19 protein-coding genes and 2 pseudogenes are annotated in these 26,554 nt (G+C 60.0%); 6 read left to right on the top strand and 15 right to left on the bottom strand.

The window, feature by feature from the left end:
* Window positions 1-4 precede the first annotated feature (4 nt).
* From JMY24_RS10125 to JMY24_RS10145, 5 genes and pseudogenes are all read right to left on the bottom strand, one after another.
* Window positions 5-1,321 carry a lipopolysaccharide biosynthesis protein gene (locus JMY24_RS10125; protein WP_128585013.1) on the bottom strand — a complete coding sequence of 439 codons (1,317 nt, stop codon included), beginning with the start codon at window positions 1,319-1,321 and terminating at the stop codon, window positions 5-7.
* A gap of 28 nt (window positions 1,322-1,349) precedes the next feature.
* The gene (locus JMY24_RS10130; protein ID WP_128596743.1) at window positions 1,350-2,360 is read right to left on the bottom strand and encodes a glycosyltransferase family 2 protein; all 1,011 of its coding nucleotides are present in this window, start codon (window positions 2,358-2,360) and stop codon (window positions 1,350-1,352) included.
* A gap of 42 nt (window positions 2,361-2,402) precedes the next feature.
* A pseudogene (locus JMY24_RS10135) lies at window positions 2,403-3,547 on the bottom strand (hypothetical protein).
* Between the two features lie 21 nt (window positions 3,548-3,568).
* Entirely contained in the window at window positions 3,569-4,684 is a 1,116-nt protein-coding gene (locus JMY24_RS10140) for a glycosyltransferase family 4 protein (RefSeq protein WP_128596742.1), read from the bottom strand.
* 45 nt (window positions 4,685-4,729) lie between these two features.
* Complete coding sequence (locus tag JMY24_RS10145) at window positions 4,730-7,048, bottom strand: polysaccharide biosynthesis tyrosine autokinase (RefSeq protein ID WP_193425279.1); 2,319 nt, start codon at window positions 7,046-7,048, stop codon at window positions 4,730-4,732.
* Between the two features lie 1,119 nt (window positions 7,049-8,167).
* On the opposite strand from JMY24_RS10145, the gene JMY24_RS10150 reads away from it, so the two are divergent.
* Together JMY24_RS10150 and JMY24_RS10155 are read left to right on the top strand one after the other, a co-directional pair.
* A complete protein-coding gene (locus tag JMY24_RS10150; RefSeq protein ID WP_020068480.1) occupies window positions 8,168-9,049 on the top strand; it encodes a GlxA family transcriptional regulator in 882 nt (293 codons plus the stop codon).
* A gap of 290 nt (window positions 9,050-9,339) precedes the next feature.
* The gene (locus tag JMY24_RS10155; protein ID WP_413231246.1) at window positions 9,340-10,179 is read left to right on the top strand and encodes an ATP-grasp fold amidoligase family protein; all 840 of its coding nucleotides are present in this window, start codon (window positions 9,340-9,342) and stop codon (window positions 10,177-10,179) included.
* Between the two features lie 123 nt (window positions 10,180-10,302).
* Here JMY24_RS10155 and JMY24_RS10160 read toward each other — a convergent pair whose 3' ends face one another.
* Both JMY24_RS10160 and JMY24_RS10165 read right to left on the bottom strand, forming a co-directional pair.
* A complete protein-coding gene (locus JMY24_RS10160) occupies window positions 10,303-11,625 on the bottom strand; it encodes a hypothetical protein (RefSeq protein WP_128596740.1) in 1,323 nt (440 codons plus the stop codon).
* Between the two features lie 987 nt (window positions 11,626-12,612).
* Window positions 12,613-13,452 carry a helix-turn-helix transcriptional regulator gene (locus JMY24_RS10165; RefSeq protein WP_201701977.1) on the bottom strand — a complete coding sequence of 280 codons (840 nt, stop codon included), beginning with the start codon at window positions 13,450-13,452 and terminating at the stop codon, window positions 12,613-12,615.
* A gap of 102 nt (window positions 13,453-13,554) precedes the next feature.
* On the opposite strand from JMY24_RS10165, the gene JMY24_RS10170 reads away from it, so the two are divergent.
* A complete protein-coding gene (locus JMY24_RS10170) occupies window positions 13,555-14,445 on the top strand; it encodes an SDR family oxidoreductase (protein WP_128596739.1) in 891 nt (296 codons plus the stop codon).
* Window positions 14,446-14,582: 137 nt separating this feature from the next.
* Window positions 14,583-14,861, top strand: a pseudogene (locus JMY24_RS10175) (hypothetical protein); the annotation flags it as partial.
* A 65-nt stretch (window positions 14,862-14,926) separates the two neighbouring features.
* Here JMY24_RS10175 and cyoD read toward each other — a convergent pair.
* The 8 genes from cyoD to araD form a co-directional block, all read right to left on the bottom strand.
* Complete coding sequence (cyoD, locus tag JMY24_RS10180) at window positions 14,927-15,259, bottom strand: cytochrome o ubiquinol oxidase subunit IV (RefSeq protein WP_128585010.1); 333 nt, start codon at window positions 15,257-15,259, stop codon at window positions 14,927-14,929.
* Entirely contained in the window at window positions 15,260-15,868 is a 609-nt protein-coding gene (cyoC, locus tag JMY24_RS10185; RefSeq protein WP_128596738.1) for a cytochrome o ubiquinol oxidase subunit III, read from the bottom strand.
* A gap of 3 nt (window positions 15,869-15,871) precedes the next feature.
* Window positions 15,872-17,878: a cytochrome o ubiquinol oxidase subunit I gene (gene cyoB, locus JMY24_RS10190; protein WP_128596737.1), complete on the bottom strand. Its 2,007-nt coding sequence runs from the start codon at window positions 17,876-17,878 to the stop codon at window positions 15,872-15,874.
* Between the two features lie 3 nt (window positions 17,879-17,881).
* On the bottom strand, window positions 17,882-18,775 hold the full coding sequence (gene cyoA / locus JMY24_RS10195; RefSeq protein ID WP_128596736.1) for a ubiquinol oxidase subunit II: 894 nt from the start codon (window positions 18,773-18,775) through the stop codon (window positions 17,882-17,884).
* A 480-nt stretch (window positions 18,776-19,255) separates the two neighbouring features.
* Entirely contained in the window at window positions 19,256-20,323 is a 1,068-nt protein-coding gene (locus tag JMY24_RS10200) for a LacI family DNA-binding transcriptional regulator (RefSeq protein WP_201701978.1), read from the bottom strand.
* A gap of 134 nt (window positions 20,324-20,457) precedes the next feature.
* Complete coding sequence (locus tag JMY24_RS10205; protein WP_128596332.1) at window positions 20,458-21,786, bottom strand: MFS transporter; 1,329 nt, start codon at window positions 21,784-21,786, stop codon at window positions 20,458-20,460.
* An 89-nt stretch (window positions 21,787-21,875) separates the two neighbouring features.
* Window positions 21,876-22,610, bottom strand: coding sequence for a ribonuclease activity regulator RraA (locus tag JMY24_RS10210; RefSeq protein ID WP_128596331.1), 735 nt, complete (start codon window positions 22,608-22,610; stop codon window positions 21,876-21,878).
* Between the two features lie 18 nt (window positions 22,611-22,628).
* Window positions 22,629-24,419, bottom strand: coding sequence for an L-arabinonate dehydratase (araD, locus tag JMY24_RS10215; protein WP_128596330.1), 1,791 nt, complete (start codon window positions 24,417-24,419; stop codon window positions 22,629-22,631).
* 210 nt (window positions 24,420-24,629) lie between these two features.
* Here araD and JMY24_RS10220 point away from each other — a divergent pair, with 210 nt between their 5' ends.
* Entirely contained in the window at window positions 24,630-25,475 is an 846-nt protein-coding gene (locus JMY24_RS10220) for an IclR family transcriptional regulator (RefSeq protein WP_128596329.1), read from the top strand.
* 52 nt (window positions 25,476-25,527) lie between these two features.
* A complete protein-coding gene (locus JMY24_RS10225) occupies window positions 25,528-26,553 on the top strand; it encodes an amidohydrolase family protein (protein ID WP_128596328.1) in 1,026 nt (341 codons plus the stop codon).
* Window position 26,554 lies beyond the last annotated feature (1 nt).

Genomic DNA, 26,554 nt, shown 5'->3' on the forward strand with positions numbered 1-26,554 from the left:
CGGTTCACTCGTCCTTGGTCGCGCCTGCCTGAGCTCTTGCGCCCCATGCAAGCCCCAGCATTCCTGCAGCGCGCCGTGCGCCCGGCACGAGGCCCACCAATTCGAGCCGGACCATGATGACCATCAGGATCACGGCGAGGGTCGCCTCGCCGATGACCCGAGCCGTTGCCATGCCGATTGCTCCGAAGCGCGGCGCGAGAAGCAGCGCCGCGGCCAGATTGACGAGGCCAGAGGCCACTCCTGCAAATGCAAGCAGCCGGTCCTTTCTGCGCGGTACGAATACATAGAACGCGACGAACTCGTTGAAAGCAACGAACGGGAACATCCACGCGAAACATTGAAGAACCCGCGCGGCAGGCTCGAACGCCGGTCCGAGAATTAGCGGCAGGACAAACGGCGACAACGTCAGTGCGCCGCAAAACACCAGTAACCCATACCCGAGCAGAAGAGCCGCGCCCTGGCGAGTGGTCGCATGCGCGCCGTCCTTGTCGCCATGGGCAAGTTGCCGCGAAATAGTCGGGACGAATACCTGCGACGCCGGTCCCATGAGGCTGAGAGCGATAGTCGCGAAGCGCTCGGCGGCGCCGAAATAGCCGACCTGTGCAGGCGTCGACAACAGCGTCAGCAGATAGGTCGAAGACGCCGTGAGTACGACGGAGCCGGACGAATAGCAGAACAGCATCGTCGAGCTGCGAATGAGCGGCATCACGCCTTCTATTTTCAGACGCGGCAGTCCCAATTGCGAAGTAGTAATGCCATACGAAATGATCGACGACGCCACTCCCGCAATCAGCAGGCTCGCAAGCACCCATACCGAGTCGGCAGGCTCCTTCACGAAGCTGAGCACCAGAACGAGGCTCACGGCGAAGCCGAAAACCTCGATCATGATCGGCGTACGAAAGCGCTGACGCCCCTGGAATAGCCAGCCGAGGTTCAGCGCCGAGACGATGCCTAGCAACGTAGCCAGTACACCGATAAGAGGTCGCTCAGACAATGTCGGCGAGCACATCGTGGCGACAAGGCCGATGCATCCGCCCAGTGCGGCCAGCATGAGCCGCGCGCTGACATGCAGCGAGTAGATCGAATTGCACTCCTTCACCGACTGCGCCTTCGAGACTTCGCGCATTCCGACAAACGTGAATCCGTAGCTCACGAGCATCCATATCACGTTCATGAGCGACATCGACGCCAGCACACGTCCATACTCGGACACGCCGAGAATTCTTCCGTAAAACGGCACCACGATGATGAGGTACACGTACCTCATCAAATATCCGCCGTAAACAAACGCAATGACGCTTGCGTTGTCTCGTCTTTCCATTCCGTTCTCCAAGTGCGTATTCCTGACCTTAGCGCTGTGCCACGCGTCGGCGTGCGAGCGGGTTCGATATGTAGCGAACCACGAAGTCAGAAAGTGGCGAGTACGGTACGAGGCACAGGCCGGAAAGAAACAGCGTGCCGAACTTCTTCTTCACGCTCCAGAATGGGTTGGCCACGATCGCATGCAGGTAGCCGCGCGAATCGTGCATCATCCAGCGCCACCGGTGAACGAGCGTCGCCCGATACACGCTCGAACAGAAGATTGCCTTCTCGTGGCCGAAATCATGGAATGTCGCGGGCAGTTCGATCTCCAGACGCGACCTCGCAATATTTCTCAGGATCGCCCAACGCATGCCCAGCGCCTTCGGGGCTTTGGAGATCTGCTCCGAATTGGCGAAGGACACCGTGCCCCCGTCGGCGTTATGCACGCGATAGCCGCCAAGCGACTTGCGCACCGTAGCTACCGGGCCCACCAACGCGGCACCGTAGATCGCGAAGAAGTCGGCGCCGTAGCGATTGATTCCCGGCGCGGGAATAGGAAACACCTGCTTAAGTGCGCTTACCCGATACGCGTTTCCGGACGCTGGCGGCGAAGGATACAGCCAGCCCGCCTGCAGGAGTTCTCCGCAGTTGGCGGGCGGTTCGGTGTTCGGCACGTAAGCGCCTGTCGCCGCTCCGCTTGCGTCCATGACGTCCAGCCGGAACTGCACTTTCGCCCAGGAGCCGCTCTTAAAGACTTGCATTACCTCCGACACCGCGCTCGGGTACAGGATGTCGTCCGAATCGAGCAGGATCGCGTATTCCGTTTCCAGCGCGCTGATCGCGTGATTGTATGCGGCCACCTGGCCGCCGTTTTCCTGGAAGATCGCCGTAATGCGACTACCGTACTTCTCTATGATTTCCCGCGATCCATCCGTCGAACCGTCGTCGAGCACGACAACCTGCGTGCCCGGATAGTCCTGATTGAGCGCGGACTCGATCGCGGCCGCTAGATAGCGTTCGTAGTTGTAGTTGCAGATGACAACTGTGACCTGGTTCATGGCATTCGACGCTATCTTAAGTTTTTCGGTGAGTCGGAATTGCTACGCAAGCGAACGGACGGCGATATACGCGAGGCGGGTTGGCAGATCGTTTCCGGCGCCATTGACTTTCTCCCGCACCCTGAACCCCAACTGCAACCGTCATTACTCCAAGTGGTCGTAATGGCGTCAATTGCACTTACTGTGCCCGTCACTGCGCCTATGAAATCAATCTTTACTTCGCGATCCCAGGGTCGCTTAAACCCCGCCACTGTCGCGGTTCGCCACCCCGCTGATTCATTGACCTGCAGCACGATGTCATTGCCGGAGCGCAGCGCGCTGCAGGATGCGCCTGGACCAAATTGCAATGGACCCGCCAAACTTGCCAGCGAGCCCGAAGCAGTCGGATGAAGTACGACGAGACTTCTCCCCGACACGTTATAAGTCCGCTTGGGCGGACCACGATGAGTAAGACGGAAAGGCTCGTATCCGTCCCAGTGATACATCACTGACATGTACTTGTTGGGTTCGTTCCAGTGACGATCGAGCGCCCATACTGGGAAGTCGAAGAAGTACTCCGGCGCGTAATGCGAAGTCTTCATATACGCATCGCCAATTTCGATTGCCAGCATGCGTCCATTCGAAGCGGGACTTCGGTACTCGAGCCACTTGCAGAAGTTGGACACTTCGCCCTGATCGGGGGAGCCGCCGTAGACGTTATCCGCGTTGTACTTCGCGATGATGCGGGCGGCAGGCAGATGCAGTCGTTCGACGTAATCCTGCATCGCACGCTCGTACGGCTTCGCGTGTTTTCTGTCCTTGCTGAAGTGCGGACCGTGCCAGAACGCCGCCTGCGGTAAACCGCCAGACAATGTTCCGGCCGCCTCGTTCCAGGTCTGGGAATAGCGGAGGTTGAACGGCGGTGCGGAGTACTTGCGCACGACTGCCTCGACGTAACGGGTCCACGCCCGGACATCCACGGGCGCAGAATTGCGGTCGCCGGGCACGGTGGCATTCCAGGGCGGCGTATAGCCAGGCAGCAACAGCGACTTGATGCCATTGCGATTGCGCAGGAGCAGCGCCGACGGAAGATTGTTGTCGAACTGGGATCCGGTCTTTCCACGCGCAAGCGGTGCCGCCGCACCAAAGAGGGCCGCGATTGTTCCCAACGCCCGACGTCTGCCGACACTCTTTCGAATGCGAAACATTGGCCTGCCTACCGACATGCGCTAGCCCGCCGACGCGCGCGCCGGCACGCCCGTCAACTGCACGCCCGCCTGCCCCTTGAGAATCTCGAGCACGGTTTGCGCGGACAGGTCCCAACGAAACTCGCGCGCACGGGCAAGCCCCATTGCCTTATAACGTTGCCGCACCAGGTCGTCTGTCATCATTAGAGAGATCTTCGCGGCAATGTCGTCCGCCGATGTGGCGTCGCAATACATGGCCGCTTCTGCGCAAACCTCCGGTATGGAAGTCAGCGACGATGCGACGACCGGACAGCCGCAGTACATGGCCTCGAGCGGAGGCAAGCCAAACCCCTCGTACAGCGACGGAAACACAAGACACCCGGCGTTTTCGTAGAGTGCCTTCAGCTCGCCGTCAGTGACGAACCCGGCCCACACCACTCTCTCCGATTGCGGCTTCTCTTCAGCCAGTTCGCTATTGAAGATGCGTGCATTCTTGCCGCCGACCACTACGAACTTGACATGGTCGAGGTGTCCGAGCTTCTCTATCGCTTCCAGCACGCGCTGCAGGTTCTTGCGCGGATCGAGACTGCCGACCACGACGCAATAGGCGTCCTTCACGAGATTGAGCCGCTCGATCACCGCAGGGTCCGAGGTAACGCGGTCCAGATGATCCGCAGCAGGGCTCACTACTGCGACTCGCGATTCGTCGATTTTCAGATGGTGACAGATGCGCGATCGGGAGAACTTCGACACCGTTAGAATCATCGGCTCCATTCGTGGCAGCATGAAGAAACAAAGGCGGTACCACAGCACGAATTTTTTGGAGAATCCGCCCGGTACGTCATACACCGCCATGTCATGGAGCATCACCACCTGCCGGCGTTTTAACACCGGGTTCATGTTGCACAGGTTGACGAGCCTGACGCCTCTCGCGGCAATGGGCAGTGTGATCTGTTCCCACAGCGTGCCGCGCAGCCAGGGAAAGCGCCGCTGCCATTTCAACAGCGCGCCCGGTTCCCTTGTATCGCGCGGGACGAATACCTCGAGTTTCTCGTCTGGCGGAACCCGCATTTGCATCGCTCTTGTCAACTCATACGCGACTCTCTGGACACCCGTGACCGGCTGCGAAGTGAATTTACCGTTGATTGCAAACGCCATCTGCTTCTCCGTTTTGCGACTTCATCGAACGACGTAGCAACTCGCTCACGTTCGGAGAGACCCACTGGTTGCGTCGGCATCGCCATAGTCGCTCGCATAGTTGGTTGCATAACCGTAGGTGCGAGTACTGCGACGAAGCGGAATACCGTTGAATACAGCACCGGCGATGCGGCCGTCCGCGCGCTCCATCTTCTTCACGGTGTCCTCGATCTCCTCCTCCGATTGCATGCCCGAGCGCAACACGAGTAGCGATGCACCCGCTTCGCTTGCAATGATCGACGCGTCGGTGACCGCAAGGAATGGCGGCGTATCGAAGATCACCAGATCGAACTGCCCGCTGAGGCGCTCCAGTACTTCCTTGAAGCGCGGCCTCGCGAGCAAGGCGGCTGGATTATCCGGGCGCGAGCCGCAAGACAGGAAAGACAGACCGTCGATACCCGTATGCCTCAGTGCATTGCGTAGCGGCATACGGTCGGAAAGAACCTCGGAAAGTCCGCCGCGATTGTTCTGATTGAAGAGCGATGCGAGATGGCCGCGACGCATATCGGCATCGATCAGAAGAACTCGCGCGCCGATCTCGGCCTGCAAAGTCGCAATGTTGGCCGCGACAAAGCTCTTCCCCGCTGACGGAGTCGGCCCGATCACCATCAGGATGTTGTTGCGTGAATGCGCGAGATCGCGTGCCAGCGAAGTGCGCACTGCTCGTAGCGCTTCTACCGACGAATCGTGCGGAAAGCGCTCAGCAAGCACCTTGGTGCCGCCGCCCGCCACCTGTATCTCCGGTACGCCGTCCTTGGCCGGCTGAGGTAGTCCAGCCCGCGCCGCAGCGCCCGGCAGCGATTTCGCGCCGGTGTTGGTTCTGTCGAGCAACAACTGCTGCTGGCTGAACAGGATCTCGCCGAAAACCGGCACGCTCATTCTGCGTTCGACGTAACGCGGATCCGTTACGCCCGTCAGTACATGTCGGCGCATGAAGACAAGCACGACGCCGGATACGAGGCCCAGTACCAGTCCGCCAGGCAGCACCAGTATCGGCTTGGGTTTGACCGGACGATGGGGCGTAATCGCCTCGTCGACCACGTGCGCCCCGCCAGTAGTACTTGCACGCCGCACCTGCAATTGCTCGGCCTTCTGAACCATTCCCAGGTAGATCGTTTCCGCCACCTTCTGCGCGCGAATCAGATCGACGCTCGAACGTTCGGACGCTGGCATACCGTTGAAGTGACCGTCGAAACTCGCCTTCGCGTTCTTCAGTTGCGCCAGCTGCGTGTCGACGCTTTGTACCCAACGGCTTTGCGGCGTATAGCGCTCGAGCAGCTGCGTGCGCTGCAGCTGCAGCGTTGCGATCTGCCGGTCGATGTCGAGGCCGCCTTGCAGGTACGCTTGCGCTTCTGCTGTCGGCTGCATCGACTGCGAATTGGCCCGGAATGCCTTCAGTGCTTCTTCGGCTTTCCTAAGGTCTGCGAGTAGACGAGGAAGTTCTCCGTTGATGAACGCGAGCGTCGTGGTGTCGTTAAGTTGCCGGCTGGCAATTGCCGTGGCCAGGTATTGCTGGGCCAACGCATTCGCAACCTCGGCAGCCTTCGCCGCGTTGTTGTCGGTGTATTCGATCTGGAGAAGACCCGAGTCTTTCACCTTGTCGCTAACCTTGATGATCGAGTCGAAACGCTTGATCGCGTCGACGGCATTCCACCGCACCACCGTGAACTCGGTGCCCGGCCGCGCGACCAGTTCATCGACGCGCATCGAGATGCCATTAGCCGACACCTGTTTGCCAACTGCGCCATGGAGGAATACCTGATCTTGCGGCCCACGCAATTCGTAGGTATTGTCCTCTCCGGCAACCAACGTCATTTTTTCTTCTTCGAGATCTTTGGGAACGTCGAGCGTGCCTATCTTTACCTGCTCACCTCCCCACGCGTACGACTTGAGTCCAAGCCATGGCCGGGACGGCTCACCGGGCGTCGCGAACTTCTCTGCGATATCTCCGAGCAGAGGCAGTTTATGCGGCGTCACAGAGATATCGAAATGGAAGCGTTGAACGACCGGCTCCAGCACGGAGCGGCTGCGCATCACCCCCATTTCCGTCACGGTCGACGGCGCGGGCGGAGGCATGTTCTCCTGATTCTGAAGCGCGAGGCCCAGCGCATTCGGTTCGGGTGGGTCCACGCGAATGAGCACGTCTGCGGAATAGATTGGCGATGCGATGAGCAGATAAGCGGCAGCCAGGCTGAAAACAACGACCGTGGTAAGTACGATCTCCCAGATATGGTCGCGCATCAGACGCAGCATGGCGCTGGGGCTGAGCTGGCCGCGTTCTGTACTGGCAGTCGCCGGGAGCGAATTCAGAGGGTAGTAGTCCACCGGTTTGATCCTTCCATGTTTGATGGGCACAGTAATGAGTCGACACCGCCTGGCTTCACCAACGGTCCGCATCTCCAGCCGTCTCCGGCAGGAACGCATATGGCGTAGGCCCGACGTCTGATCGGGGACTACGTCATGGTTTGCCAAGCCAAGTGGCTGTCCACCTGCTTGAATTGATCAAAGGCTGTGCCGCCAGCAACACGGCTCGCCCCCGTCTCCAGACTTTCGAACCCCCAGATCATGGAGCGACAGGTTTTCGCCGCGCTCCGCGTTTTATTCCGTACTACAAATTGTTAGCGTTTTAATACACCGGAAAACCGACCTACGGCCAACTTCGCAAAGCGCGGTCCGGCCCGGACTCACGTGAGCGATGCGTCGTCGTACGTCGTCAGTGCAAGGCACTTAAAGACACGGCAATTACTACACCTCGATCAACTTGTTTGTGCGACCGGGTGAAGAAATTGCGCATTGCTGGCATTCGATAGCGCCTTCCGGGGCAATCCCTATTGCTACAGATGCTGCAGTGAAGCATAGCGCCCGTTCGAATCAGTGCATCCCCCGGGGCGTAAATTCGGGTGCTATTGGCCGATTCCGTGGAAGAGATCACCACGCAACACATAATTTAGAAAGTGTTGTAGCTATCTGCAATGGATGTAACAGAGTGATACCGCTTTTCGGATTCAGCGTTACGCGCCATCTATGTCTCTTCCGTCGGGCCGATTTCACGTTATTCGCGCCATACACCCGGCGAGGCATGCCACACGGGACTTTCGGGGCCAAAACCCTCTTCCACCGAGTAACGGCTCACTTATTACTCCAGGCAATTGTTGCTGATCCAGACAGCTTTTCGTATGCCTTTATTCAGGTGCGCAAGGTAACTATTTCCCCAATCCTCCAAATTGCGCCAAAACACCATCGATTACCGGCCACCATCGCCAGGGTGATTTGAGTACGCTAATCTCGACACGTAGGCAGTGATTCACCCTGTTTGGAGAACTAAGCGTGACGACTTCCACCGATTTTCTCAGGTCGTACATTGATGCGCACCGGACCAGTCCAAAAGTGGCAACACGGAAAGCAGCAAAGCACATTGGGCTTTTAGTGTCTCAGGAATGCTCCATGGCGACTGCTGGATCGATCGGCGACGCATTCCGTCTGGCGAACGAATTGTCAGAGGACACAGCACCCGGCTCTCCCTATTCCCTTTCAGTGCTTTCTGAAAGCGGAGGGCTTGTGACCAGCTCCTCTGGCATATCGATCTGGACCCAAAGTATCGAGCGCCATCGGCTCGGCGAATTCCACGCGTTGTTCGTCGCCTGTCGCGACGCGGCGAGGGCATTGGAGTCCAACGACCGTCTGCTCTCCTGGATAGCCCGTCAAGGTTCTATTGCATCGTTCGATATCCAGCAAGGCGCGAACATGGTCGTCATTTGCAAGGATCCGATGCATTCCACAGTGCCGATCTTCGTATTCGACGATGCTCCGACTACAACGCGGACCAGCAGTGCAACGCCGACAGATCTCGCCCTTGCGCAAATCGAACGCGACCTCAGTACGGAGATTGCCCGAAAGATTGCCGACATGCTGCAAACGACCTACGTCGAGTCAGACAAATTCGAACTGGACGATGCGAGCATTACCACGACAACGGAGAAGATTCGCGAATCTGCCCGCTGGATCAAGGAGAACTACAGCAATCCTATCTCCGTTGCAAAGGCCGCGGAATGTGCGGCGATGAGCAAACGCAACTATCAGCGCCGCTTCAAGTTCGAGTTCGGCATGACTCCGCTCGAATACCTTCTGCGCACCCGTTTCGAAGTTGTTCGCGCAATGCTGCGCAACACCGATCTACCTGTAGACAAGATTGCGCGGCGATGTGGAATGGGTGACGGCAATCGCCTCGGCCGCCTTTTCAAGGAACGCTACGGCATGTCGCCCACGCAATTCCGCGCGCAGCAGCGTCTGGAAGTGGCAGAACGATGCGTCGCGATCGACGATTGACGGGCCGGCATCAACATAGCCGGGCTGCGCGCGATTGAGAGTCCGCGCCGCCCGGCTGCGCGCGCGAATCAAGCGCCGCCAGGCTATCAGATATGGAACAGATAATGACAACCACCAAATCTGCGCAGTTCTCCAATGAAACCAGTGCGTCTACCCTGCGGGGCAGGGAAACCGACATGTCGGAAGACGATGTACCCGACGACTGGCCGCTCTCGCACGACGCCAGCAAGCCAGCGCAGCCGAAACGCAGACAGTCGAACGTCAGAAGGCTCAAAGAAGCGGCGAAATCGATGCTGCCGGCACCATTGTTCCTTAGCCTGTTGCATCACAAGGAAATTGGCCGCTACCCGAATCTGCGTCGGCCCACGACCTTCAACGAAAAAATCCTGCAAAAGAACTTGCGGCCCGACCCGTGGTTCGTCGAATTGACCGACAAGCTCACGGTCCGCGAGTATGTCGCGAAAAAGCTAGGCGAAAAGCACGTGATACCGCTGCTGGCCGTCCCGGACGCCTTCACAAAAGAAGTGTTCGATGCTCTGCCGGATGCGTTCGTGATGAAGGCAAACCACGGCAGCAGCTATGTAGAGGTAGTCAAAAGCAAATCGGCAACCTCATTCCAGCGGTTGCGGGATCTGGCAAACTACTGGCTGTCGCTCGACTTCTACAAGATTGCTCGCGAAAGACACTACCGCAAGATCAAGCCGCGTATCTTCTTCGAACATCTGCTGCTCGACAGCAGCGGCAACATTCCCGCCGACTATAAACTGCACTGCTTCGGCGGGCGTAACGGCCGCCCCATCATCTACATCCTGGTGATTTCCGACAGATTCGGCGAAAACACAAGAGGTGATGTGTACGACGTCGAGTGGAACCATCTCGACATAGCAATCGGGTATTACAAGCGCAGTCCGGTCCCGGCGCCGCGCCCCAAGAACCTCGATGCCATTCTGCGCGCGGCCACGAAGCTCTGCGAGGACTTCGACTATGTTCGCGTGGACCTGTATGCCCCGGATAACCATGTGTACTTCGGTGAACTGACGTTTACGCCTGGAGCAGGTGTTTTGCCTTTCACGCCGGATAGTATCGATTACGACTGGGGAAGATTAGTGCCAGACACATTCTGCCGCTGATATCAGACACACAACGCCTGTCGCAGCATGTACGAATAGATGCCGATGCAACGAAAAATGAACCCGGTCCCATCCTGCAAGGCAGGCGGGACCGGGTTCATTGACTGATAAGCGGCAACTCGCTCAGGTGTCGGCGTGGCTCGACGTGAAGCTGGTAAATGCGTTGTACGGCGCATCCACCGGTTTGCCGTTGATCATGATGCCGTAGGTGTTGTTGCCGCTATCCAGCACGTAGTACATGACCGACTGAAGGTTATGGGTCTTTCGTGCCCCGTAGAATGCCGCAAGCCTGTCCGAGATGTAATTCCCGCGGTAGCTCTCCGATTGATCAGGGCCCGCGTTCCATTCGGTGACAATAAGCGGTACGCCATAGCGGGCCTTGCAGTACGTTGGCAGGTCGAAGCCCGGACCTGAACCGTCGGTCCCAATGTTGAACAGGTCACCATACGCTTCGTAATTGTGCCAGGTCGTAATGTCCCAGCGCACCTGCGGATGGCCGCCGCTGCCGTCCGGTTGCCTGCCGTCCCACAGCGCGTCGGACGCACCTACGTCTGCAACGCAAAAATTGATGCCGCACTTCGCGGACGACTGTACCGACTTCACACCGTCGATCATTCCGCGCATGACGCCGCGCATGATAGGCCAGTTTGTATTGTTGAAGTCGCTCACCTTTGAGCCCGCGGCCGTGAAGTCCACCACAGTCGCGTCCTGGCGCGTCAATTCGTTGCCGCATTCGTAGATCGTCACGCCGTAGGGCGCCAACGCATTGGCGACGGTCGCGCCGACCGAGCGCCCACGGTTATAGGCGGTCGACTCGCTGGCCATCACAGCGCCGCTCGCGTCATATACGCCCTGATCGATCAACACCAGCAGTGTGAGCCCGGCCGATTGGAATGCCTGCGCGAGCTTCACCACAGCGTTCAATTGCTTCGGATCGTCCGTCGCGCCGACGCGGTAGCTCGTGCAATTCATGCCCTTCAGAATCGACACGACCTTCTCGGGCGTGTACGTATAGTCGAAATGCCCGTTGATGCCGTAGAAGCTTCCCGGAACAGAAGCAACGTCGATACGTGGATCGCCACAGGGGAGCCATTGCTCGGCAACCTCCGCGTTCACATAAAACTGGCCACCGGTGCCGCGAGCCCAGATCTTGCCGCCATACCAGAGCACGAGCGACACGTCGTATGTATTGCCGACGGTAGAGCCGTTCCTGTAAATCACGCCGTTGACGAGCGTCCAGACATCGCCGGCGCTGTCAGTGATCGAAGCGGCCGAGGGCATGACGGTGCCGTTCGCGGATGCAGCTGCAGCTTTCGCCGTTGGGCTCGCGGAAGCCTTGGCTGCCGGGCTCGCGCCGCCGTCTTCACCGCCGCCACCACAGGCGCTCAAAAGATAGCTGCCGGCAAGGGCCGTCAGGCCACCAAGAAATTGTCGTCGTTTTAACATGTGCGTTTTTCCCACTGTCGAGAAAGTCTCGATAAAAAAGCCAAAAATGAGTTTTTGAAGTTCGGTAGAACTGTGGTTTTAAACAGCTCTTATTAATTCGTTATGCTTAATGATCCAAAATGGCATGTTGCATCGTCAGCACCTGCAGTAAGTGCAGTCACATTGCCGGAGACAACGTGGATTGAATCGCCTGGCTTGCAGACAAAGCTGCGCCTATCGCAATGCGCTCGACGCCGCGATACTTGATGGACCAACTGGAGCAAACCTTACGGCACCATCCGCCGCTGGATCACGTGGCATTGTCGCGCAAACGTTTAACCCGGAGCGTGCAAGCGACTGCACCGCTCGGAAAGTTGTTCGCTTCCATGCCGCGACAGGGGTAAATCGTACCCGCTTACGCAGGGTAGGTCACATGGAAATTAGTCCTTTCCGGCCAAAAAGCAGGATCCTTTCCGAGAACTTCGCATTTCGCAAAAATTCCTGCTTTCTGATGATGATCGGAAGATTAGATGGATAGCACGCCCAGGCATTTGACCCCGTAAGAACATTTTGTTTTAGACCGGCTTTGCAGTAATTATTTCACTTCTTGCCTTTTTGTCATCGTCGAACGGGAAATATCTTCTTAAATCAGATGATTACATACTTAACAACCGCGGACATCGCATTGCCGACGGATGGAAATTTCCTCATTCAATTGTCCTAAGAAAATTCCTTTCTCGTGGTTTACGCTATTCGTCCCAAGCTTTTCGGCACCCGGCCGGGCGGCGGCAGAGGCCGCCGTTTTCCCAAGTTCTGCGGGCGCGAACGCCGGTACTCAACGGGGCGAGTTACCGTGCCCCCATTGAGCAAGTGTCAGCCTCGCCGAAATAACTGCGATATTCACTAACCGCGCTCGGGTTTCAAATTCACGGTAGTAAAAATTCGATCGAGTCTATTGCTCAATCTGTCCGTCTTTAATCAGACTTACTGAAACCGCGCGAAATCAAATCATGACGATCCCTGCCCTCGCGACTTGACGAGTTCGCCGACCTTCCGCGCATCGTCCGGCGTAAGCGGCGTGTAGACCACCATGCCGAGGTCGGGCCGCCCAGCGACGGCAAACGCCGAGTATTCGAATCCGATCGGCCCCGCTATCGGATGCCGCAAATGCTTGACGCCCCCGCCGTGGCTGCGCACGTCGTTGTCGCGCCAGATAGCTTCGAAGTCGGGACTCAGGCGGCACAGTTCGTCAACCATCGCTGCCACTCTGGAAGCAGCGCCCGCGCGCGCGGCATCGGCCCGAAACGCGGCCACGACGAAGCGTGCAACGCTTTCCCAATCGGACTGCGCGGCGCGCACCCGCGGGTTGCAAAAAATCAGGCGAAGTATGTTGCGCTGTTCCGGCGGCAATCTGCCGTAGTCGGTCAGCATGGCAGCGGCAGCACGATTCCACGCGACTACGTCCCACGTGGCGGTCCTGATAATGGCTGGACTGAACTCCAACGAGTCGAGCACGCGCTGCAGCCTGGGCGTGACGCCTTCCGTATTCCGATAGCGGATTTCGGGCGGGCGACCCAACGCGAGCAGAAACAGATGCTCGCGCTCGACATCGGTGAGCAGCAACGCGCGCGCGATCCGCTCCAGCACATTGGCCGAAGGCGCGACGCCTCTGCCCTGCTCCAGCCACGTGTACCACGTTGCACTCACATTGGCGCGCTGGGCGACCTCCTCGCGGCGCAAGCCAGGCGTTCGCCGGCGCGTAGTCGAAAGGCCGAGTGCGGCCGGATCGAGTTTCGTGCGCCGATCTTTGAGGTAGGCACCAAGCGGATTATCGTTCGCGACCGGCATGCTGATCCTGTTAGTCTGTATACCCGTGTAACGTCACTACTTTTCGCCGGGCGATTATGCGCCGAAAGTGGCATCCGTTCATTGTCGATATGGAGGATTCCCATGCGTGTTTTCGTTACCGGCGCGACAGGCTTTGTCGGCTCGGCAGTGGTGCAGGAACTGCTCGGGGCGGGCCACACCGTACTTGGACTCGCTCGCTCGGACGCCGCCGCGGCGGCGCTCAGCGCGGCAGGAGCAGACGTTCACCGCGGTTCGCTAGAGGACCTCGACACTCTGCGCAGCGCCGCGGCAGTCGCGGACGGCGTGATCCATACCGGCTTCAATCACGACTTCTCGCGATTCGCGGAGAACTGCGAAATGGACCGCCGCGCCATCGAAGTGCTCGGCGTAGCGCTCGAGGGCTCGAGCCGTCTGCTCCTCGTGACCTCGGGACTCGCCATGATAAGCAGTCGCCTCGCGACTGAGAACGATCCGCCCATTCCCACTTCCGCCGCCTATCCCCGCGCCTCCGAAGCAATGGCGGCCTCGCTCGCGGCACGCGGCGTGTGCGCGTCGGTGGTGCGACTGCCTCCTTCGGTGCATGGCGATGGCGATCACGGCTTCGTGCCGCGCCTCGCGGACTTCGCGCGAGAGAAAGGCATGTCGGCGTATATAGGTGCGGGGCTCAACCGATGGCCCGCCGTTCATCGGCTGGATGCAGCGCGGGTGTTCCGGCTGGTGCTGGAAAAAGGCACTGCCGGTGCCCGCTATCACGCAGTCGCCGATGAAGGCGTGCCGTTCAAAGACATTGCAGAAGTAATAGGCCGGCGCCTGAACGTGCCGGTCGCGAGCACGCGTCAGGAAGAAGCAGACAGCCACTTTGGATGGTTCGCGAGGTTCGCGCAAATGGATGTGCCAGCAACCAGTCATCAAACGCGGCAACTACTTGGCTGGGAGCCGACACGGCCTGGGTTGCTTGCCGATATAGATCGCGCGGAATATTTCGCAAAGTAAGACCGTGCGGCGCGGCGTCTTACGACACAGGCGACAGCGGCCGGTCAACGCATTGCAACGGCAGACGAGCACTACGCGATGGCTGCGTTACGTGCGTCAGCACACATAGGGGGCCATCACGCAGCGGTAGTGTTGAGCGCCGCGACGGTCTCGCGGCGCAACTGTGGGCCACACGCGCATTCTTCGACGACCGCCTCGCATTGTCGGCCGGCGTTGGCCCGTACGTCGCGATCAGGCAGACCGACAATCTTCCGCAAGATCGTACGGGCGACGGTCGTGTATCAGCGCTTTTCGCCGTATCGGCGAGCTATCGCTTCGGTTCACCCTGGCTCGCCCGCGTCACCTGGAACCGCGTGGTGACGCGTTACGACCGCGATACGGATCTGATCGAAGGTGGCATCGGCGTGCGGTTTTGAGGGCTTTGTACGAAGCAGCCAGCGAAGCGAAACCGCTTCATACATCGACGAGCAAGCCCTATGGTCTACCGCGACATCATGTTCATACTCACGTTATGCATGACCCACACGGTGCCGCCGATCAGGAACAACGCGGCTAACGCCGTATAACCAAGCGCCATGACGTTCCAGCGTTGTCCGGCCGACATGTCGATGTGCAGGAAAAACACCAGATGCACGACAATCTGCACGAAGGCAAGAACCGATAGCGCGATCATTGCCGTTTGCGCCGGGAAGGCGCCGCGCATTACAAGCCCGAATGCAGCGGCGGTCAACACGACCGAAAGCAGGAACCCGCCAACATAGCCGCGCATGCTGCCGTGGCTCTGCTGCGCCGAAACTGATTGCATGTGAGCCATTTACAGCACGCTCCCCAAGTAGACAAAGGAAAAGACGCAGATCCACACGATGTCGAGGAAATGCCAGAAAAGACTTAGACACGTGAGACGCGTGAGCTGGCGTCCCGACATTTCCGGACTCCGCGCGATCTGCACGGCCAGCACCACCATCCACACGAGGCCAACCGTGACGTGCAGTCCATGCGTGCCGACCAGCGTGAAGAACGACGACAGGAACGCACTGCGGGAAGGTCCAGCGCCCTCGGCAATCAGGTGCGAAAACTCGCGCATTTCCAGAAAGAGAAACGCAAGACCGAGCACGAAGGTCACAGCAAGCCAACCCAGGACAGCGGCGGACTTGCCGCGCCGGGCGCCAAGCATTGCGAAGCCGTAGGTGATGCTGCTCAACAGCAGCGCGGCAGTCTCTACCGCGACCCCGCCAATGTCGAACAGATCCTTGCCCGACGGACCGCCCGCGAATTGATGCGACATGACCGCGAACACGGCGAATAGCGATGCGAACAGCACGCAGTCGGTCATCAGATACAGCCAGAAGCCGAACACCGTATCTGACGAACCGTGGTTATCGTGTGCGCCGTAGTGCGCCACGGAGATTGTTTTCTGCGACATCGATCAGGCCTCCACAGCTTCGAATTCGCGGCTTGGCACCGCAGCGGCCGTAGGGCCACGCTTACTTTCGATCTCCCGCACGGTATCGGCGGAGATGTAATAGCCGTCGTTGTCGCCGAAGCTGCGTGCGATCAGCGTGGCCACGATAGCCAGCAGTGCCGCGACAGCGAGCCACGTAATGTGCCAGACGCCGGCGAATCCAAGCACGAGACTAGACAGGCCGATGAGCAACCCCGCACTGGTATTGGACGGCATGTGAATGTCCTGATACGCCGTGGCTTTCGCGAGACCGTTTGTCGTCTCCTTCATGTGGGCATATGCGTCGAGCTCGTGCACTGTCGGAATGACGGCGAAGTTATAGACCGGCGGCGGCGACGCTGTCGCCCATTCGAGAGTACGGCCGTCCCAAGGGTCGCCCGTTACATCGCGGTACTCGGGTTTGTTGCGGTTTGCCACGCTGACCCACACTTGCGCGACCTGGAAGACGACGCCGACCGCGATCAGCGCCACACCGCATGCCGCCGCAATCATCCACGGATGCCACGCCGGATTGTCGTAGTGGTTCAGGCGTCGCGTCATACCCATGAAGCCCAGCACGTAGAGCGGCATGAACGAAGCGTAGAACCCCACGAACCAGCACCAGAACGCGCACTTGCCGAGCTTCTCGTTCAGCTTGAAACCGAATGCTTTCGGGAACCAGTAGTGGAACCCTGCGAGATAGCCGAACACCACGCCACCAATGATCGCGTTGTGAAAGTGTGCGATCAGAAAGAGGCTGTTATGCAGCACGAAGTCCGCGCCGGGAATCGCCATCATCACGCCCGTCATGCCGCCGATCGTGAACGTGATCATGAAGCCGATCGTCCACAACACTGGCGCGGAAAACTCGAGGCGCCCGCGGTAGATCGTGAACAGCCAGTTGAATATCTTCACGCCGGTCGGAATGGCAATGACCATTGTCATAATGCCGAAGAAGGCATTGACGTCCGCACCCGAGCCCATCGTGAAGAAGTGATGCAGCCAGACGAGAAACGCGAGCACCATGATTGCGCACGTTGCATAGACCATGGTCCGGTAGCCGAACAGCGGCTTCTTCGAGAAGGTCGCAATGACTTCCGAATAGATGCCGAATGCGGGCAACACCAGAATGTAGACCTCGGGGTGGCCCCATGCCCAGATCAGGTTCAGGTACAGCATCGCATTGCCGCCTGCTTCGTTCGTGAAGAAGTGCATGCCCATGTAGCGATCGAGCCCGAGCAGCGCCAACGCCACCGTAAGGATCGGGAACGTGGCCATGATCAGCACGTTCGAACAGAGCGCCGTCCACGTAAAGACCGGCATTTTCATCAGCGTCATGCCGGGCGCGCGCATCCGCACGATCGTCACGAAGAAGTTGATGGCCGTAATCAGTGTGCCGACGCCTGACAGCTGCAGACTCCATATGTAGTAGTCCACCCCGACGCCCGGACTGAATTTCAATTCCGACAACGGCGGATAGGCGAGCCAGCCGACCTGTGCGAATTCCCCGATCACGAGCGACAGATTCATCAGGATCGCGCTAATCGCCGTCATCCAGAAACTGAGCGAATTGAGGAATGGAAACGCGACGTCGCGCGCTCCGATCTGCAGCGGCACCACCAGATTGAACAGGCCGACCATTAGCGCCATTGCCATGAAAAAGATCATGATGACGCCGTGAGCCGTGAAGATCTGATCGTAATGGTGAGGTGGAAGATAGCCAGGCGAGTGATACGCGAGCGCAAGCTGAAGGCGCATCATGACCGCGTCGACGAAGCCGCGCACAAGCATCAGCACCGCGACGACGATATACATGACGCCGATCTTCTTGTGATCGACGCTCGTCAGCCACTCGTGCCATAGCCATTTCCATCTATGGAGCCGGGTCAGTGTCGCCACCACGGCGAGCACCATGACGATCATGAGTGCGCCCGCCCCCATGATGATGGGTTGATCGAACGGAATCGCGGAGAGTGTCAGATTTCCGAGCATATGCTAACCCTTTGTGCGGCAATTGCTGTTCTGCAAATCGAGGACATTGCCGTTGTTGTACTTTGCAATGATGTTGGTGAAGACCTTCGGGTCGACCGTCGAGAAATAGCCGACCGGCTCCTTCTCGCTCGGTTGCGCCACCGAGTTGTACTCGTTCATATCGAGCCGGCGCGGCGAGGCCTTCACTTTTTCGACCCACGCATCGAACTGCGCGGGAGTGACGGCGAGCGCGCGGAACTTCATGTCGGAAAACCCTTTGCCGCTGAAGTTCGCGGAGATGCCGGCGTAATCGCCCGCATGGTCGGCGATCAGATGAAGTTGCGTCTGCATGCCCGCCATTGCGTAGATCTGGCTCCCCAGTTGCGGGATGAAAAACGAATTCATCACGGAATCGGACGTGACCTTGAAGTCGACCGGCGTACCCACGGGGAACGCAAGCTGGTTGACCGAAGCAACGCCGAGTTCCGGATAGATGAAGAGCCACTTCCAGTCGAGCGCCACGACCTCGACCTTGATCGGCTTGACCGCCGATTCGATGGGTCGGTATGGGTCGAGTTCGTGCGTGGTGTTCCACGTCAGAATGCCGAGGAACAGAATGATGAGGGTGGGCACGGTCCACACCACCGTTTCGATCGCGGTGGAATGCGCCCACTTTGGTGCATAGGTCGCGCTACGATTGCTTGCACGATAACGCCAGGCAAACACGAGGATCATGACGATCACCGGCACGACGACGATCAGCATGGCCATCGTCGCCGTACTGATCAGCGACTTTTCAGCCACACCCACGCTGCCCTTCGGATCGAGCACATCGAGATTGCTGCACCCCGCGAGACACGCGACGAGTCCAGCCCCCACGGGTATCAACACCCGTTCAATGGTCTTCTTATTCACCATATCTGCCTGATTTCCATGGACCGATCTGAAACGCTACAAAATGTTCTCGGCATGAAGACCAGACCAATTACTTCATGCGCGGTCGAATTTTAAGAGCGCCCTCCGGCCGGGAGCATGATCTCGGACAAGCTAAATCAAACAATGTCGGCATCGGAATTCGACGTGCGTGCACATGCTCATCGGCGAGCAGTCGCGGGTGCCCGTATGTTTGATCTGCGTCAAGTGTTGTCCGCTCGCGGTGGCTCGATTAGCCGCCTCGTAAATCGCAAACACAGGAGGGGAAGACGGCCATGACGGCCTGACGGGCGCCGTATATTCAACGGCGTGATGGAGATATTGCAGATGGCGTCGCAGCAGGCCGCTGCACCGTGCCCCTATCTGTGCGCCGGCACCTGCCGCCGCTGCTTCAGGGCATGGGCCGAGCCTGGCGCGAAGAGCGTGCGGTGATGCTCCAACAATCGGACGATTGGCGAAGCCCGGTCAGGTCGTTGCGCGCTCCACGATCTGGAAGCCCACGTCGGTCACTTTGTTTTGCTCTATGCCGGCCAGCCGGTCAAGCAGGCATCGCGCCGCGGTGAGCCCGATCCGTGTGCCGTCGACGTGCACCGAAGTAAGCTCGGGCGTCGTCTCGGTCGCAAACTCCAGATCGCCGAATCCGCAGATCGCCAGTTGCGACGGCACGCTCAGCCCCAATTGCCTGGCCGCGCTCAACGCTCCAATGGCGAGCAGGTCCGAGCCGCAAAAAACCGCATCGATATCGGGCGACTGCTCGATCAGGCTTGGCAATGCTGTTTTACCGAGCGCGACCGAACTAGGCGGCGCGACGAGTACTTCTGCGATGTCGCGAATGCCCGCCTGCGCGAGCCGCTCGCAAAAACCGCCGCGGCGCGCGAGCGCGCGCTCGTCGTTTGCCGACACGAGCCCGGGCTTGCGCACGTTCCTTTGGAGGAAGTGCTCGGCCACCGCCACGCCGATCCGGTAATGCGAGAAGCCCACCAGCATGTCGATAGGCTGATCCGTCATGTCCCACGTTTCGACGATCGGAATGCCGACGTTCGCAAGCCGCTCGCGTAAGGAGTCCGTGTGCGCGACGCCCGTCAACAGCACGCCTTCGGGCCGGCGGCTCAGCACTGCGTCGAGCAGCGCCTCTTCGCTCGAATCGTCGTAGCCGCTCAACGCGAGCAGCACCTGATAGCCCGCGCGCGACATGGTCTCGCTGAACACCTGGACCGTTTCCGAGAACAGCGAATGGGCGATAGTCGGCACGATCGCCGCAATCAGCCGCGAGCGCGACGACGACAAGCCGCCCGCAAGCCGGTTCGGCACATAGCCGAGCTTTTGCACGACCTGCCGCACGCGCTCGAGCGTTTCGGGCGCCACCGTCGCGGGACTGTTGAACACGCGCGATACCGTGATCGGCGAGACACCTGCTTGTGCCGCGACGTCGGTGATGCGCAGGCCTTTCGGGCCGCCGCGCATGCGTCTGGCGGGCGCCGCCGCGTCGGGCAGATCGGCGTCGGCGGCAGCGGGCGGTTTCTGATTCGGCATGAGTGCTGACGGGAGGTTAATGGATCGCGCGCCGTATTCTAAACTGGGCTGAACCGCGCTGACTTTCGCTAGACCGCTGCAAGCCTCAGGCGGTTCAGCCAGACGCGCCGCACATCAACGCGTGCCCGCACAACCTACTCGGTCACCGGGACAGCATGTTGCGCCCCGCGAGCGCTTCTTTCGCGGCGCAAGATCAGCAACGTAATGACGGCGAATACGAGCAGACAGGTCGCGGGAATCAGCATCGGCGCCTTTACGCTGCCCGTTGTCTGCCGGACCCACGGCACGAGATTCTGCGCGATGAAGCCGCCGATATTGCCTAGCGAATTGATCGCGGCGATGCCGGCCGCGGCTCGCGCGCCAAACAGGAATTTGGGCGGCAAGGTCCAGAAGCACGGAATCAGCAGATACATGCACGGCGCGCCAAAACACAGCGCGATGAAGCGCAACGTGTTGGTCGGCAGAAACACCGCGCTCAGAAAACAAACGACACCCAGCAGCGCCGAAACCAGCATCGCGATGATTGCGCGATTGCCCGCGCCGCGCAGCCTGGAAGGTAGCCACGCGAGCACGATGGTCGCCATCAGCCACGGAATGATGTTGAGCAGCCCGTTCGTCGTATTGCTCACGCCGAAGCCTTTGACCAGCGTCGGCAACCAGTAGCTCACGCCGTAGACGGAAATCGACAGCATCATGTAGTAGAGCGCCATGCCGATCACGCGCGGCTCGGTCAGTACGCTGAGCAGCGAGCCGTGCGTCGCGACGCCCGCCTTGATTTGCGCGCGTTCGGCGTCGAGCGTGCGCGCGAGCCACTGCTTCTCGTCGGCGGACAGAAACTTCGCTTCTTTCGGCGACGAGGGCAGCAGGAACAGCACGACGACCGTCAACAGAACCGACGGCAGCCCCGTGACGATGAACACCAGTTGCCAGCCATGCAGCCCTGCGAGCCCGCCCTTGTCGAGCAGCCAGCCGCAGATCGGCGCGCCGACCATATTGCCGAGACTGCTGCCCACCGTGAAATAACCGAGCATGCGCACGCGATGCCGCGCCGGAAACCACAGCGTGAGGTAATAGATCACACCAGGATATAAACCGGCTTCCGATGCGCCGAGCAGAAACCGCAGCACGTAGAACATCGTGGCGTTCTGCGTGAAAGCGAGCAGTATCGTCACGACGCCCCATGTGAACATGATGCGCGCCATCCAGCGCGGCGCGCCGTATTTGTGCAGCATCACGTTGCTGGGCACTTCGAAAATCAGGTAGCCGATAAAGAACAGCGAAGCGCCGAGCCCATAGGCAACCTCGGAAAGTCCGAGGCTGCCGAGCATTTGCAGCTTGGCAAAGCTGATATTGGAGCGGTCGATATAAGCGACCAGATAAAGCAGCCCAAGCAGCGGCATCAAGCGCAGCGCAAGGCGGTTGATCAGGCGCGATTCGGCGATTGCCGGTGTCGTAGTGCTCACAGCGTCTCCTCCGGCCGCGTTCTATGCGCGGACCTGTGTCCTGCGATGGATCGAGCGTGAATTGATGTGTATTCAGGCGTCGCGGCGGCTCATTGCTGTTGTGCGCGCCATTGCGCATAAGCGGCCATCGTCTCCTCGTTCGGCGGATAAGTGCCGCGCAACGGCCGGCCTTCGTCGATCCGTTGGGCGATGAACGCCTCGAGCTGTTCCTGCTCGGCGGCATCGCGCGCGACATCGGCTGCCATCTCGCGCGGCACGATGACGACGCCGTCCACATCCGCGACGACAATATCGCCCGGATAAACCGGCACACCGCCGCAGGCAATCGGCACATTCATATCGACCGCATGATGTTTCGCGAGATTCAGCGGCGCGCTCGCGCCCGCGCACCAGATCGGCAAGCCCAATGCGGCGATGGTCCCGCTATCGCGCACCGGCCCGTCCGACACCATGCCCGCGACGCCACGCTTAGCGAGGCGCAGCGCGAGAATCGATCCCACCGACGCCACCGAACGCTCGCCGCGGCAGTCCTGCACAAGCACACTGCCGACAGGCGCGGTTTCGACTGCCTTGCGTTGCGGATGGTCCGGGTCCTGGAACACGCCGACGTGATCGAGGTCTTCGCGCGCCGGAATATTGCGCAGCGTGAACGCCGGACCCACCAGATTCGGCGTGCCCGGTGCCAGTTTGGCGAGAGGCGCGACGCCTTGCAAAAACACATTGCGCAAGCCGCGCTTGAAGAGTTGCGTGGTCAACGTGGCCGTGCTCACGTGCCTCAGTTGTTCGAGCGTCGCTTCGCTCACGACGATTTCGGATGCGGTCATTCAGGGGCTCCGGTTTGATTAATGGATTTCAGGTTCGCTGCTCGTTGCGCCCGGTGCGTCGTGTGTGACCGGCACGCTTTGCGCGGCCGCTGTTTTCACCGGCTCTTCGAGGAAGTCGAAGTCGCAGCCCTTATTCGCCTGCAATACGTGCAATTGATGCATCACGCCGAAACCGCGTTCGAACGGAAGCTTCGGCGGCTGCCATGCGGCCTTGCGCGCGCTCAGCTCTTCGTCGCTCACTTCCAGATGCAGACGTCGCGCGGCTACATCGAGTTCGATCATGTCGCCGTCCTTCACGAGAGCAAGCGGGCCGCCGACGAACGACTCCGGCGCCACATGCAGCACACACGCGCCGTAACTCGTGCCGCTCATGCGCGCGTCGGAGATACGCACCATGTCGCGCACGCCCTGCTTCAACAGCTTCTGTGGGATCGGCAGTTGGCCCCATTCGGGCATGCCGGGCGCGCCGACAGGACCCGCGTGCTGGAGCACGATCACCGAGTCGGCGGTGACGTCCAGCTCCTCCATGTCGATGCGCGCCGCCATATCCGCGTAGTCCTTGAACACCACGGCGCGGCCGCGATGCTTGAGCAGATGCGCTTCCATTGCCGCCGGCTTGATGACGGCGCCGTCCGGTGCGAGATTGCCGGTCAGCACCGCGAGGCCGTCGCTCGCCACGACCGGATTGCTGCGCTTGCGGATCACATCGTCGTTGAAAATTTCGGCACCCGCGATGTTCTCGCCGAGGGTCGAACCGTTGACTGTCATCTGCGAGCCGTCGATCAGATCGCCGAGTTCCAGCAGCAGCGCGCGCAGACCGCCGGCATAGAAAAAGTCTTCCATCAGATACTGACCCGACGGACGCAGATTGCCGATCACCGGCGTGATACGCGAAAGTTCGTCGAAGCGTGCGGTCGTCAGGTCGATGCCGGCGCGGCGCGCCACCGCCACGAGATGCACGATCGCATTGGTCGAGCCCGACATGGCCAGCACGGTGGTCACGGCGTTATCGAATGATTTCGCGGTGAGAATGTCCGACGGCTTCACATCGGTCCACACCATCTCGACGATGCGCTGGCCAGTCAGCGACGCGAACTGCGCATGCCGCGAATCGACCGCGGGAATCGACGAAAAGCCGGGCAGCGTGAGGCCGAGTGCTTCAGCGGCGCTCGTCATGGTCGACGCGGTGCCCATTGTCATGCAATGGCCAGGCGAGCGTGCGATGCCGCTCTCAATGCCCTTCCACTCGTCTTCCGTGATCTTGCCCGCGCGCAATTCGGCCCAGTACTTCCACGTGTCCGACCCGCTGCCGAGCGTGCGGCCATTCCAGTTGCCGCGCAGCATCGGGCCGGCGGGCAGAAAGATCGACGGCAGGTTCATGCTGATCGCGCCCATCAACAGGCCGGGCGTGGTCTTGTCGCAGCCGCCCATCAGCACGCAGCCGTCGAACGGGTACGACTTCAGGATTTCCTCGGTCTCCATCGCGAGGAAGTTGCGGTACAGCATCGTGGTCGGTTTCTGGAACGGTTCGGCGAGCGTCATCACCGGCATCTCGACTGGGAAGCCGCCGGCCTGCCAGATGCCACGCTTGACCTCCTCCACGCGCTGCTTGAAATGCGTGTGACACGAGTTGATCTCGCTCCACGTGTTGACGACGGCGATCACCGGCTTGCCCATGTAATCGGACGCGTGATAGCCCATTTGCGCGGTGCGCGACCGATGGCCGAATGAGCGAAGGTCGTTGACGCCATACCAGCGATAGCTGCGCAGCTGTTCCGAGGTTTTGCGGTTCGACACTGATGTCTCCATGGTATCGCTACCATCGCGCCGCACGGCTTGCCGACGGACAGAGCTTTTCGGGATGAATGCGATGGTAGCGATACCATCATCCGCTGTCGCTCCGGGATATCACTGACACGACCCTCAGTTGCGCGATTGACGGAGCAAAGCGATCGGAATAGCATTGTTCCATCTAATGAGTATCCGTTCTATTTGATAGAACTAACTGGAGACGGTGATATGCCCCGCAACAGCGAAACCGTGCGCGCGCCGCAAGGCGTCACGGCCAGTGGAATCGACGTTCTGGATCGTGCGGCGTCGATACTCTTCGCCTTTCGCCGCGACGACGAACCGCTCACGCTCACCCAGCTATCGGAGCGCACGGGGCTCTACAAGAGCACGCTCTCGCGGCTCGCGCAGGCGCTTTGTCACCACCAGCTTCTGATTCGCCGCGACGACGGACGCTTCTGGATCGGCTCGGCGGCAATGCATCTAAGCGCCGTCTACGAAGCCGGCTTCGATCTGCGCGACGTCCTGCTGCCCGCCATGAAGGAACTCAGCGCGGAGACCGGCGAGGCAGTTTCGTTTCATGTGCGCGAGCGCGATCACCGCGTGTGCCTGTACCGCATCGCATCGCGCCATTCGATTCGCGCGGAAGTGCAGCAGGGCGACACTCAGCCGCTCGAACGCGGCGCGGGCGGACGCGTGCTGCTCGCGTTTGCGGGCGAACCGGGCGAGCCGTACGAGACGGTCCGCTCGCGCTACGTCTATCTGTCGATGGGCGAACGCGACCGCGAAACGTCAGGCATCTCGGCCCCTGTGTTCCGCGTCGGTCAGGAACTGGTGGGCGCGCTTGGCATCGTCGGACCGTCCGCGCGCATGGGCATGGAGGAAATGGAGCGCTACCGCCCGCGCCTGCTGGAATTCGCGGCGCGCGTGACGAAGGCGCTAGGCGGCGACCCGGAGCCCCTGCTCGAAGCGGCGTCTGTCGACGCGGCGCCTGCAGACGCGCGACGTGAGCATCATCCATCGAACGACGGGCATCCCGACGCCTCGGGACAAGCGCAGGCCAACGAGAATGCTTGAGTGGTCACGCCAAAAGATCTCGTCATAGCGCATTTCAATTCGGAGTACATAGATGATCATCGACATTCACGGTCATTACACGACCGCGCCCAAAGCGCTGGAAGCATGGCGTAACCGCCAGATCGCCGCGCTGGACAACCCAACCGACGCGCCCAAACCGTCCGAACTGCGGATCAGCGACGACGAGTTGCGCGAGTCGATTGAAACGAACCAGTTGCGCCTGATGCGCGAACGCGGGCTCGACCTCACCGTGTTCAGCCCGCGCGCCAGTTTCATGGCGCATCACATCGGCAACTTCGACGTGTCGAGCACGTGGGCCGCGATCTGCAACGAGCTGTGCTATCGCGTGAGCCAGTTGTTCCCCGAGAATTTCATTCCCGCCGCGATGCTGCCGCAGAGCCCCGGCGTGGACGTGGCCACCTGTATTCCCGAACTCGTGAAGTGCGTCGAGCAGTACGGCAATGTCGCGATCAATCTGAATCCCGATCCGTCGGGCGGCCACTGGACGAGCCCGCCGCTCTCCGACCGCTACTGGTATCCGATCTACGAGAAGATGGTCGAATACGACATCCCGGCGATGGTCCACGTGAGCACGAGCTGCAACGCGTGCTTTCACACCACGGGCGCGCACTACCTGAACGCGGACACCACTGCTTTCATGCAGTGCCTCACGTCCGACCTGTTCCACGATTTCCCGACGTTGCGTTTCGTGATTCCCCACGGCGGCGGCGCGGTGCCGTATCACTGGGGACGCTTTCGCGGCCTCGCGCAGGAAATGAAGAAGCCGCTGCTCGAAGAGCATCTGCTCAAGAATATTTTCTTCGACACCTGCGTGTATCACCAGCCGGGCATCGACCTGCTCACGAACGTGATTCCCGTCGACAACATTCTGTTCGCGAGCGAGATGATAGGCGCGGTGCGCGGCATCGACCCGCAAACGGGCCACTACTTCGACGATACGAAGCGCTACGTCGAGGCAGCGGCCATGAATCCGGAACAGCGCTACCAGATCTACGAAGGCAACGCGCGGCGAGTATATCCGCGCCTCGATGCCGCACTCAAAGCACAAGGACGTTGAA

The organism is Paraburkholderia kirstenboschensis (genome assembly GCF_904848585.1).
Classification (GTDB): domain Bacteria; phylum Pseudomonadota; class Gammaproteobacteria; order Burkholderiales; family Burkholderiaceae; genus Paraburkholderia; species Paraburkholderia kirstenboschensis.